The sequence below is a fragment of the Salinivibrio sp. AR647 genome (assembly GCF_001995415.1).
Lineage (GTDB): Bacteria > Pseudomonadota > Gammaproteobacteria > Enterobacterales > Vibrionaceae > Salinivibrio > Salinivibrio costicola.
Map to the genome: position 1 here is coordinate 57,152 of NZ_MUFE01000014.1, position 11,215 is coordinate 68,366.

Consider the following 11,215-nt stretch of genomic DNA (forward strand, 5'->3'; position numbering starts at 1 on the left):
AGTTAATATCTTCACTGTCTCGTTGAGGGCAAATCACGTCACTCAGTACGTTTTGCAAGCGGTGCCTGCGGTGCAWAGCGCGTCGAGTATAAACAAGCAGAGAATATATGTAAAAAACCTGCCAACGACTAGCGTTTGGAGGGTCATAACGTGAAAAAGTTCGCAATGGGAAAAGAAATAACCGAGGAAAGTGAACGTTGCACACTTCCCTCGAGCAAGCATGTGATCAATGCTGTGTTTTTTTAAGCCGCAATGAGCAGATCTTCGGCATTCGCTAAAGTACGCTCGGTAATTTCACTGCCACCAAGCAAACGGGCCAGCTCATTAATACGGGCCTGGTAATCGAGTGGGTACATGCGAGTGGTCGTCGTGCCTTGGTCAGTCTCTTTGGCGACAAACATTTGTTGATGACCACAGCCGGCAACTTGTGGCAAATGGGTGACACACATAACTTGGGTCGATTCGCCAAGCTGACGTAATAATTGACCCACAATGGCGGCGGTTGGCCCGCTAATACCGACATCAACCTCGTCAAAGATAAGGCTAGGTGTTTCCACTTTTTGTGCTGTAATCACTTGAATAGCGAGGGAGATCCGCGATAGCTCACCACCTGATGCGACCTTTGCGAGTGGTTGTAAAGGCTGGCCGGGGTTGGTCGAGACCAAAAATGCGACCGCATCGCCGCCTAGAGGACTTAGGTGGGTCTGTGCTTTATTTTCGACTTGGATTTCAAAACTGCCGTGTTCCATGCTGAGCTGATGCATGCTTTGGGTAATGAGTTTATTGAGCTCTTTGGCATAACGACGACGGCTTTTACTGAGCTTTTCTGCTGTGTCTAAACAGTCTGCGAATTGCTTGTCGACTTCGGCTTGAAGCTGCTCAATGGCCTCATCATTGTGCGCGAGTTTTTCTAGCTCCGTTATCAACTGTTGATGTGTGCTATACAGCACCTCTGGTTGAACATGGTGTTTGCGTGACAAACTCATAATGGTAGCCATGCGTTGATCTAAATATTGTAAACGCTGCGGATCCATGTCGAGTTGATCAAGATAACGAGCGATCTCCTGACTGGTTTCTTGAGTTTGAATTCTAGCTTCTTCGAGCATTTCAGCCAGTGGAGAGAAGTGATTGTCTAGTGTCGCTAATTCATTCAAACGTTGTTGCGCAGCAGTTAGTAGGCCAAGTGTATTGCTTTCTTCGCCATCGCAGAGCAGATCAACCACTGCTTGGCTTGTCATCGCGATATCACCACTGTTGGATAAGCGTTTATGCTCTTCTTCAATTTGCTGATATTCGTCTTCACCAAGCGCAAGTTCATTGAGTTCGCCCACTTGATACTCAAGCAGCTGTTGTTGCGCCTCAATATCGTCCTTTTTCTTTATCAGTGCTTTTAGCTCATTTTTTGTGCGACGCCAACGTTGATAGCGCGTTGCCATTTTATCGATCAACGATTGATGACCCGCATATTGGTCAAGCAACGTAATTTGGTGCTCAGGGCGTAACAGTTGTTGATGTGCATGTTGACCGTGAATGTTGATCAAAAGTTGCCCAAGTGCTTTTTGCTGAGAAGCAGGAACCGGATTGCCATTGATATAAGCGCGTGACCGCCCTTCTTTAGTGATTACGCGTCTTAAAATACAATCGTCACCGTCTTCTAATTCGTTATCTTGTAACCAGCGTCGCGCCGCACTGTTTTGTTCCAAGGTGAAGCTGGTCGATATTTCAGCGCGCTTTTCCCCTGGGCGCACCATATTGGCATCGGCGCGGTCACCTAAGCATAAGCCTAGCGCATCAATAGAAATAGATTTACCTGCCCCGGTCTCACCGGTTATCGCCGTCATGCCTTTACTAAACTCCAACTCCAAGGATTTAACGATGGCAAAGTTTTGAATGGTTATATCGGCTAACATAGGAAAACACCTGTATCTATCAACAACTGTGTATAGATACAGTATATACTGTTTTTTCATCCAGTGAATACTGTTCAGTGAGAATTATTGTGAATGGGATGAGGCGCACAAAAAATGGACAAAAAGTGGCTGGCCTGTTTTGCATACCAACAGGAAGAAGGAAAATAACGTTGATATGAAAAAACAGCCGCGTCAGAACAGCTTTGAAGACCAACCCAGCTTTTTACGTAACGTATTGTAATAATTATAGTCTTTGGGGTGAATGAGTTTGAGTGTGGCGGGGCTTTTGTAAATATGGACCTCATCGCCCGGATTCACTGGCAAAGAAACTTGCCCATCACAACTGACTTCCAGTGTGCCGCGGTTATCGGGAGACACTAATAATTTAATCCGGCGATTACCATCTACCACCAAAGGCCGGCTTGATAGGGTATGGGGGAACATAGGGACTAAAGAAATAGCGTTGAGGCTGGGGGATAAGATGGGGCCGCCACCTGATAAGCTATAGGCTGTTGATCCCGTCGGCGTTGAAATAATGATCCCATCTGAGCGCTGCGAAAAGGCGAAATGCTCGTTAATATAGACCTCAAACTCAATCATGTGAGCCACTTGCCCTGGGTGTAAAACGGCCTCGTTGAGCGAAGCATTATGGCTTTTAACCTGATCGTGACGATGGATCTCTGTCTCAAGCAAAAAGCGGTCTTCTTCCATGTAGTCGCCACTCAAAACGGCATCTAGGGCATTTTCAAAGGCATCGGGATCCAGGTCAGTCAAAAAGCCTAAATTACCGCGGTTTACACCAATCACTTTTATATCGCTTCGTGACAGTACGCGGGCGGCGCCGAGCATATTACCGTCGCCACCGATAACGATCGCGAGATCAGCGTGCTGACCAATATTAACCAAATCCAGATAGTGCGCGTCGGGTAGCCCTAAATTGGTACTCAAGCGTGTATCAATGCACACCTCGTAACCGCGCTCGGTGAGCCAATGATAAAGGCCGATGTGTGTATTCACCGCGTCTGGGTTGCGAGGTTTACCAATTAAAGCAATGCGCTGGAATGGTGTCGACATAATCAGGATCCCATCGTTATTTGTGCCCAGTATAACGCGGTAAAAAAAGGATTGTCGTGATTTGCGTTATGTGGGCGGTTGAATCATAAAGATTCATCCCCATAATACTTCCACAATCAAGTTAAACAGTCCCAGTGCGCGCTGGGCAATGCCATTTGTGTCGGAGTGATCATGAGCGAAGAACAGAAAGTTAAGCAAGAGCAAGAAGCGATGAAAGATGCGCAAGCTGCTGAAGGCAAAGATGCAGAGCAGACGGTTGAGCAACAGGCAAGCGGTAGTGCAGACATTGAGCAAGAGGAAACCGAAGCCATGATTGCACGCATTACAGAGTTAGAAGCAGCACTTGAAGCCAGTGAAGCCAAAGTGCAAGAGCAACAAGACAGTGTGCTTCGTGCCCGTGCTGACGTAGACAATATGCGTCGTCGCTCAGAGCAAGAAGTAGAGAAAGCGCGAAAGTTTGCACTGGAGAAGTTTGCCAGTGAGTTGCTGCCAGTTATCGACAACCTTGAGCGTGCTGTCGAGATGGCGGATAAGGAAGATGAATCGATCAAGCCCATGGTTGAAGGGGTAGAGCTGACGCTAAAAACCATGATGGATACCATTGATAAGTTTGGTTTGAAAGCGATTGACCCACAAGGCCAACCTTTTAACCCTGAGCTTCACCAAGCGATGACGATCCAAGAAAGCACTGAGCATGAGCCAAACACCGTAATGATGGTGATGCAAAAAGGCTATGAGTTAAATGGTCGCGTGGTACGTCCAGCGATGGTGATGGTATCGAAAGCCGCACAAGGCAACGTCGACGAAAAAGCGTGATTTTAATAAGGGCATAGCATCAATAGTTAATTTGTTACTCCGCTTGTGATACGTGAGTGACGAACACGGATTTTTTTGCTGCTAGCCCTTGAAAAGTGTCGTGCTGCCCTTATTTAAACGGCAGCAACAAATAAAAATTTGCGGTGAGGGGGTTGAACCTCTCACAGTTACCCCCACATAAAGGGTAACGAACTACAGCCACAGAACGAATTTCGGAGAGCACCAGATGGGTAAAATCATTGGTATTGACTTGGGTACAACCAACTCATGTGTCGCCGTACTAGACGGTGAAAAAACGCGCGTAATTGAAAACGCAGAAGGTGATCGTACAACGCCATCCGTTATCGCTTACACACAAGATGGTGAAACACTTGTCGGCCAGCCTGCGAAGCGCCAGGCAGTGACAAACCCAGAAAACACCCTATACGCGATTAAGCGTCTGATCGGTCGCCGCTTCGAAGATGAAGAAGTACAGCGTGACATCAGTATCATGCCTTTCAAAATTGTGAAGGCAGATAACGGTGATGCTTGGGTTGAAGCGAAAGGCCAAAAAATGGCCGCGCCACAAGTGTCAGCTGAAGTGTTGAAGAAAATGAAGAAAACCGCTGAAGACTTCCTCGGCGAAGAAGTGACTGGCGCGGTAATCACTGTTCCTGCTTACTTTAATGACTCTCAGCGTCAAGCGACTAAGGATGCTGGTCGTATTGCGGGACTAGAAGTTAAACGTATTATCAACGAGCCTACAGCGGCAGCATTGGCTTACGGCCTTGATAAGAAAGGTGGCGATCGCACTATCGCGGTTTATGACCTAGGTGGTGGTACGTTCGATATCTCTATCATCGAAATTGATGAAGTCGATGGTGAGCAAACCTTCGAAGTACTGGCAACCAACGGTGACACCCACTTGGGTGGTGAAGACTTCGATAACCGTTTGATCACCTACTTGGTCGACGAATTTAAGAAAGAGCAAGGCATCGATCTGCGTCAAGACCCGCTCGCGATGCAGCGTGTCAAAGAAGCGGCTGAGAAAGCGAAGATTGAACTGTCTTCTGCGCAGCAAACAGACGTGAACTTGCCTTATGTGACTGCGGACGCAACCGGTCCTAAGCACATGAACATCAAGATTACTCGTGCCAAGCTGGAATCACTGGTTGAAGATCTGGTTCAACGTTCACTCGAACCAATGAAAGTGGCCCTGGCTGACGCCGAGCTGTCTGTTGATGAAATCACGGATGTTATCTTGGTCGGTGGTCAAACCCGCATGCCTATGGTTCAGTCAAAAGTTGCAGAGTACTTCGGTAAGGATGCACGTAAGGACGTGAACCCGGATGAAGCGGTTGCAATGGGTGCGGCTGCACAGGGTGGTGTACTGTCTGGCGATGTTAAAGACGTACTACTGCTTGACGTTACGCCACTATCGCTAGGTATCGAAACCATGGGCGGTGTGATGACCAAGCTGATTGAGAAAAACACGACAATTCCAACTAAGGCGAATCAAGTGTTCTCAACCGCTGAAGACAATCAAAGCGCGGTAACGATTCATGTGATCCAAGGTGAGCGTAAGCAAGCCATGCATAACAAATCACTGGGTCAGTTTAACCTAGAAGGTATTCAGCCAGCGCCACGTGGCACGCCACAAATTGAAGTGACTTTCGACTTGAACGCGGATGGTATCTTGAACGTGTCTGCGGCTGATAAGCAAACCGGTCAAGAGCAGAAGATCACCATCCAAGCGTCTGGTGGCCTAAGTGATGAAGACGTTGAGAAAATGGTACAAGAAGCAGAAGCTAACAAAGAAGCGGACAAAAAGTTCGAAGAGTTAGTCACTGCCCGTAACCAAGCTGATCAGCTCATTCATGGTACACGCAAGCAAATGGACGAAGCGGGTGACAAATTGCCTGCTGAAGACAAAGAGAAGATCGAAACAGCTATCTCTGAGCTGGAAACCGCACGCAACGGTGAAGATAAAGAAGACATCGATGCGAAGGTTCAAGCACTGGTTGCGGCTTCATCAAAACTGATGGAAATTGCCCAGCAGCAAGCTCAAAATGAGCAGGCGCAGCAAGACGCCGGTGCCGATTCAGCAAAACAAGACGACGACGTTGTTGATGCTGAGTTCGAAGAAGTTAAAGACGACGACAAGAAATAAGCGAAAGCACTGTCGTTAATAAGCACGGGCGTAGGGGAGCGATCTCCTTCGCCCGTCGTTTTATCAAACAGTGATTTGAACGTCTTTGTTTTGTTGACGTAAACAGGTGCAGTCAGACCATGTCTAAAAGAGATTTATATGAAGTGCTCGGCTTAAGCCGCGATGCAAGCGAGCGCGATATTAAAAAGGCCTATAAGCGGCTGGCGATGAAGTATCACCCAGACCGCAATAAAGGCGATGATGCCGACGAAAAATTTAAAGAAGTGAAGTTGGCATACGAAATACTGACCGATCCGCAAAAACGTGCAGCCTACGACCAATATGGTCATGCAGCCTTTGAACAAGGTGGCATGGGAGGCGGCGGCTTCGGCGGTGGCGGCTTTGGCGGCGGTGGTGCTGACTTTAGCGATATTTTTGGTGACGTATTCGGCGATATATTCGGCGGAGGTCGTCGCGGTGGTCAGCAACGCGCACAACGTGGTGCCGATTTACGCTACAACATGGAGCTAACGCTTGAAGAAGCGGTCCGTGGCGTCAGCAAAGAGATCGAAGTGCCCACCTATGTCGGCTGTTCGACGTGTGATGGTAGTGGTGCGAAACCGGGGACTAAGAAGCAAACCTGTGGGACCTGTAACGGTATTGGCCAAGTACAAATGCGCCAAGGTTTCTTTGCGGTTCAGCAGGCCTGCCCAACGTGTCACGGCAGCGGTACCATTATCAAAGACCCTTGTAATAGCTGCCACGGTCAAGGTCGCGTCAAAGAGACCAAGCACTTGAATGTGAAAATCCCAGCAGGGGTTGATACAGGCGATCGTATTCGCTTATCAAGTGAAGGTGAAGCGGGAGAAAATGGTGCGCCAGCGGGCGACTTATACGTTCAAGTACACGTTCGTGAACACCACATTTTCACCCGAGATGGCAACAACTTGTATTGTGAAGTACCGGTGAGTTTCACCATGGCCGCGCTAGGTGGCGAGGTTGAAGTGCCTACCCTTGATGGCCGTGTAAGCTTAAAAGTGCCAGCAGAAACGCAAACAGGACGCATGTTCCGTATGCGCGGTAAAGGGGTGCAGTCTGTTCGTGGCGGCGGTATGGGTGACCTGATCTGTAAGATGGTTGTCGAAACGCCAGTGAACTTAAGCAGCCGTCAAAAAGAGCTTCTACAAGAGCTAGAAGAGTCTTTTAGTGGCACTGAAGCGAAAAAACACAAGCCAAAATCAGAGGGCTTCTTTGACGGTGTCAAAAAGTTTTTTGATGATTTAACCGGATAAGCAACTGGGCCTCGTGCATACGGGGTAGCCAGTATTGAATCCTCAGTCATCATAGAAAGGCCAGCTCTGTGCTGGCTTTTTTTATGCCTGACGAAAACGTATTTGTTGATCGAACATGCGGTAAAGGACAAGATGCATTTGATGAGGTCGACGTTATCAGTCCGTTCGCATGGAGGACCAAGGTAGCACATGCGTCATCGATTTTGGGGGAACTTGTTCGAGGGTGAGCAAGGATCTTATAGGCTGCCTTCCCACCTTGGATTTCGAACCGATAATCCGGTGAGAGCTGACAATCCGCACATAGCGCCTCTTCTAACTTAGCGACATCTGATACCGACGGATATTGCTCAGCCATCGTAAATTGCTGCTCTACCCACGCTTGTAACTGAATTAAATGTCGAGTCGCCGCTTGCCGCGTCTGTCGTTGTTGGTGCTCGGCATAGCTGGGGATGGCAATCCCTGCAAGTGTTGCGATGATGGCCAGTACAAGCATCATTTCGATCAGTGTCACGCCATGTTGTAAATAGCGACAAAAATATAAACGCATTTCTACGTGCCCCTCGAAGACTCAATCACCAAACGCATACAGAGCTTATGAGAGTGGTAGTCTGCGCTCAATCGGCAGGCGGCGATCTTGGGAGGCAGTATGCGTTTTCACCGTACCCAATTCACGCCAAGTAGGCTACAGCAACATGGCGTAACATTGATTGAATTATTGATTGTATTGAGTGTGTTAGCGGTTATTTGTGCCATCGCATTTCCTAGCTTTACCTATTCACGCCAAGTGGCCGTGATGGCCAGTCGCAGTGCAGAGCTGGCAAGCTTATTCCAACTGACTCAAAGTCGTGCGATCAATCAGAGCCAAGCATATCGTCTTATTTTGCATCAAGACGAAAATACGCAATGCATTATTGCTCAACCGGTCAACGAAAAAGCGAACAGTGTGAGTAGAACGGGCGCGATGGCTAAAATATCGTGTCAACAAACCGCATCAGCTATGGTAAGGCTACCTAAAGCAATTCAATTAAAAAAGAAAGTGAGTGAGGAGTGGGTGTTATTGCCTGACGGGGATCTATTTACTATCGATTTTCGCACACAGCGACCCAGTCATAATCTCACGCTTGGTCTAAGCCACGATCTTGCCAGCACACCGGATTACATTGTCACCGTCCGCCAGTACCTTGGCTTTGATGTTTGTCCGTGGCGGGAGGTAGCCAGTGCGTGCAGCTAACTGTAAAGGCCATTCATTGGTTGAACTCTTAGTGGGGCTGACGGTGAGTATGATAGTCACCATCGCGGCACTGGCGGTGATGACAACAGCGACGGCGACACAAACGCGTCTGGATAATAAAACGTTTTTGTCTTTAGAAATGAGTCGCCTTCTTTCCTTTATGGAGGCGGATATTCGCCGTGCAGCCCTCTGTTATCAATGCGGCAGGACTTCCCCTTACGTGTTTAAAAGCGGAGATGAGGCGCACATTGTGTTAATTGATGAAGTGCCTGAGCAATCTAGCGGGCAATGTTTGCGATTTGCGTACCAACAAGGGCGTACTCACTCCACGCAAACTATTGATAAAGACGATGCCAAAGGATTTCGTTTCGATGCCGAATCACAGGCGATAGAGGCTTATGAAAATCACCAAGACACCAAAAATTGGTCATGTGAGTCAGGGTACTGGCGAGATATTTCATCCCGAGTATTGAAGGTAACGCATTTAGCCTTTTCTCGTGATGAGACGCGGACGGAGACAGGGCGACGTATTACCGCGTTAACTATCGAACTCTCCGCCTCATTAAAACGTCAACCTAGCGAAAGTGAACAAGTGTCGAGAACCTTGGTTTTAGCTAATACGGTTGTTTCACCATGAAATACATCAGAAAACATAAGTACGACCAAGGCATAGCAACGCTTGCGGTGGTTGCGAGTGTTGCACTGATTGCACTTCTCATTGTGTTAGGAGTCAGTCGACGTGCGGTTAATGATATCCAACAGACGCAAGCGAGAGTCAAAACCGAGCAATCACTTTCTAAAGCTTGGGCCGCTCTCGACTGTGCGGTGGCTAAAATTCAACATGATGGCATTGAGTTATCCAACAATGATATCGCCAAAGCACTAGAACAACTTTCTCCCTGTCAAAACGTCGCGCAAAGTCAATTATGGTTGGCACCATGGCAAAACAGTGAGCGCGGAATGTGGCATCTTTACGCGACTCATGCACAGCAACAAGTCGGGGTGACTCTGGCAAAAGCCACCGGCGCGCGAAGGAGTTCGTTTGTCACTTCTGGATCCGCCGCGTTTTACGGTGGCAATACATGGCGACCGGTAAAAGGAAAAAAGCGAGAGGATGGTTTATATGAATGCCATTCAATTATGGCGGGGGGCGATGTCATGATTCGTCCGCGCACGCTCGGTGAGAATCAGTCAAAGAGTTCAGAGAGCTCAGAGAGCTCAAAGAATGAAGAGGAAAAAAGTCAAAACAGATTTACCGTTCGCTTAGATGGTAGCGATGAGTGCGCCCCCGAATATAAAACGGAGGTTAGCGACTACACAGTGGCAGATAGTCGCGATGAAACCGGCGCGCGACTAAAAAAAGATGTGCAAACCAACGTTGAGAATATGGACTTGTTCAACGATTACTTTGGTGTCCCTCGCGCGCAGTGGGAAACAGTCAGAGAGCAATTTGAGCGACAAGGCGGTTTTGTTGTTAATACCCAAGATGATCCGTCGTTATGTTATGAAACTCTATTGAATGCAGTCGCTAGCAGTAAACACAGAGAGAGAGCGAATGCAAAAGTCTGGGTGGATGGGCCTTGTGATCTAAGCCGAGAGGGTTTAAAGGCGTTACCAAGTGAACCTCCGATTTTACTGGTTGTGCAAGATGGCATTGTGGCGCTGCGTGGTGCGATTAAACCCTTTAAAGGAGTGGTATATCAGTTTAACACCGATAATCTGAATGCGAGAGAATTTGCTGAGCAATGGGGGATGACCATCTCCGAATCTGGCGGGATGTCTTGCTCTCACGACGATAGTAATATCCAAGAACTTTGCGAAATGATCACATCAACTGTCAGCAATCCTGATCAAGCAAGCCGTGTCCCTTTTTGGTTTCACGGTAGTTTCATCACCAAAGGCGCATTTATTACTGATGTGCCGGATGGCCATTCCGTGGTGTATGGTTCATTTCAACCAACCTATAGTGATGAAACGGTACAGCAGAGTTTTAAAGGTCTTAAGCAGTGGCGTCCAGTCGGTAATAGCTATCATGACATCAAACCGCCTTATGATGAGGGATAGCATGTTGCGAGCGCGAGGTTTTTCCTTTATCGAAATATTGATTGCGTTAGTGTTAGTAGCGGTAACGGGCGCAGGTATTTATACACTCACTGTCGATATTCAAGCTAAGCAACACAATGCGCGCTTGGCAGAAGGGGCTATGCATGTTGCTAGTAACCAACTGGCGCATTGGCGTTTAATGAACACGGATACGCCCTGCAGTGCAAGCCATACTGCAGTCATGAGGTTGAGCCGTTTAGCAAGATGCTTGATAGATACTGAAGATACTGGTTACCAACTGGCAGTGACTGAGATTAAAAATGTGCTCACCGATGATGGCGGTGTTTATGCGAAAACACTCGTATTAGAAGTTCGCTGGCAAGATGACCGAAATAAGGCACAGACGCTGAGATTTTACTTCACAGGGTCAACGCTTCGACACCAAGGTATGTAATAAGCGTCTATGAGCGCCGCAAACGAGTGAGTTACCACCCGTTTGATTGGTTTTTAATCGCTTGTGCTGTTTTTATCAAAAACCCCTTGCGCCAAAAAATTACCTCTCTATAATGCGCTCTCGTTGGCACGGCAAGCCGAGCTAACAACGGCAATACAGACAAGCAAAACAAAATGCTTGACTCAATGCCAAAGTGGCGTATTATGCCACTCCCGCTCAACGATGAGCGGCGCTCTTTAACAATTTGACCTATGCAATCTGTGTGGG

The 11,215-nt window shown here is 47.9% G+C and carries 10 protein-coding genes; 7 read left to right on the forward strand and 3 right to left on the reverse strand.

Going from position 1 to position 11,215, the window contains the following annotated elements; genetic code table 11:
- Positions 1-242: 242 nt before the first annotated feature.
- Together recN and nadK are read right to left on the reverse strand one after the other, a co-directional pair.
- The gene (recN, locus tag BZG76_RS14200) at positions 243-1,910 is read right to left on the reverse strand and encodes a DNA repair protein RecN (protein ID WP_077461836.1); all 1,668 of its coding nucleotides are present in this window, start codon (positions 1,908-1,910) and stop codon (positions 243-245) included.
- A gap of 192 nt (positions 1,911-2,102) precedes the next feature.
- Positions 2,103-2,984: an NAD(+) kinase gene (gene nadK, locus BZG76_RS14205; protein WP_077461837.1), complete on the reverse strand. Its 882-nt coding sequence runs from the start codon at positions 2,982-2,984 to the stop codon at positions 2,103-2,105.
- 171 nt (positions 2,985-3,155) lie between these two features.
- On the opposite strand from nadK, the gene grpE reads away from it, so the two are divergent.
- The 3 genes from grpE to dnaJ all read left to right on the forward strand — a co-directional run bounded on the left by grpE (position 3,156) and on the right by dnaJ (position 7,220).
- Positions 3,156-3,800, forward strand: coding sequence for a nucleotide exchange factor GrpE (grpE, locus tag BZG76_RS14210; RefSeq protein WP_021024341.1), 645 nt, complete (start codon positions 3,156-3,158; stop codon positions 3,798-3,800).
- 226 nt (positions 3,801-4,026) lie between these two features.
- Positions 4,027-5,949 (forward strand): molecular chaperone DnaK, encoded by a 1,923-nt coding sequence (dnaK, locus tag BZG76_RS14215; RefSeq protein ID WP_021024340.1) that lies wholly within the window; start codon positions 4,027-4,029, stop codon positions 5,947-5,949.
- 119 nt (positions 5,950-6,068) lie between these two features.
- Complete coding sequence (gene dnaJ / locus BZG76_RS14220) at positions 6,069-7,220, forward strand: molecular chaperone DnaJ (protein ID WP_021024339.1); 1,152 nt, start codon at positions 6,069-6,071, stop codon at positions 7,218-7,220.
- A gap of 49 nt (positions 7,221-7,269) precedes the next feature.
- Here dnaJ and BZG76_RS14225 read toward each other — a convergent pair whose 3' ends face one another.
- Positions 7,270-7,767 carry a type IV pilin protein gene (locus BZG76_RS14225; RefSeq protein WP_077461838.1) on the reverse strand — a complete coding sequence of 166 codons (498 nt, stop codon included), beginning with the start codon at positions 7,765-7,767 and terminating at the stop codon, positions 7,270-7,272.
- 99 nt (positions 7,768-7,866) lie between these two features.
- Here BZG76_RS14225 and BZG76_RS14230 point away from each other — a divergent pair, with 99 nt between their 5' ends.
- From BZG76_RS14230 to BZG76_RS14240, 4 genes are read left to right on the forward strand one after another with little or no spacing between them, the layout of a single operon-like run.
- Positions 7,867-8,451 carry a pilus assembly FimT family protein gene (locus tag BZG76_RS14230; RefSeq protein ID WP_077461839.1) on the forward strand — a complete coding sequence of 195 codons (585 nt, stop codon included), beginning with the start codon at positions 7,867-7,869 and terminating at the stop codon, positions 8,449-8,451.
- Positions 8,438-9,088, forward strand: a complete 651-nt coding sequence (locus BZG76_RS14235) for a PulJ/GspJ family protein (protein ID WP_077461840.1) — start codon at positions 8,438-8,440, stop codon at positions 9,086-9,088. The genes BZG76_RS14230 and BZG76_RS14235 overlap by 14 nt, the downstream gene beginning before the upstream one ends.
- Positions 9,085-10,515, forward strand: a complete 1,431-nt coding sequence (locus BZG76_RS15395) for a hypothetical protein (RefSeq protein WP_158009998.1) — start codon at positions 9,085-9,087, stop codon at positions 10,513-10,515. Before BZG76_RS14235 ends, BZG76_RS15395 begins: the two co-directional genes overlap by 4 nt.
- 1 nt (position 10,516) lies before the next feature.
- Positions 10,517-10,948, forward strand: coding sequence for a type II secretion system protein (locus BZG76_RS14240; protein WP_158009999.1), 432 nt, complete (start codon positions 10,517-10,519; stop codon positions 10,946-10,948).
- Positions 10,949-11,215: the final 267 nt, after the last annotated feature.

Coding starts and splice junctions, on each gene's coding strand:
- BZG76_RS14230 (WP_077461839.1), top strand. CDS start 7,867: ATGCGTTTTCACCGTACCCAATTCACGCCAAGTAGGCTACAGCAACAT.
- BZG76_RS14225 (WP_077461838.1), bottom strand. CDS start 7,767: ATGCGTTTATATTTTTGTCGCTATTTACAACATGGCGTGACACTGATC.
- BZG76_RS14240 (WP_158009999.1), top strand. CDS start 10,517: ATGTTGCGAGCGCGAGGTTTTTCCTTTATCGAAATATTGATTGCGTTA.
- recN (WP_077461836.1), bottom strand. CDS start 1,910: ATGTTAGCCGATATAACCATTCAAAACTTTGCCATCGTTAAATCCTTG.
- grpE (WP_021024341.1), top strand. CDS start 3,156: ATGAGCGAAGAACAGAAAGTTAAGCAAGAGCAAGAAGCGATGAAAGAT.
- BZG76_RS15395 (WP_158009998.1), top strand. CDS start 9,085: ATGAAATACATCAGAAAACATAAGTACGACCAAGGCATAGCAACGCTT.
- dnaK (WP_021024340.1), top strand. CDS start 4,027: ATGGGTAAAATCATTGGTATTGACTTGGGTACAACCAACTCATGTGTC.
- nadK (WP_077461837.1), bottom strand. CDS start 2,984: ATGTCGACACCATTCCAGCGCATTGCTTTAATTGGTAAACCTCGCAAC.
- dnaJ (WP_021024339.1), top strand. CDS start 6,069: ATGTCTAAAAGAGATTTATATGAAGTGCTCGGCTTAAGCCGCGATGCA.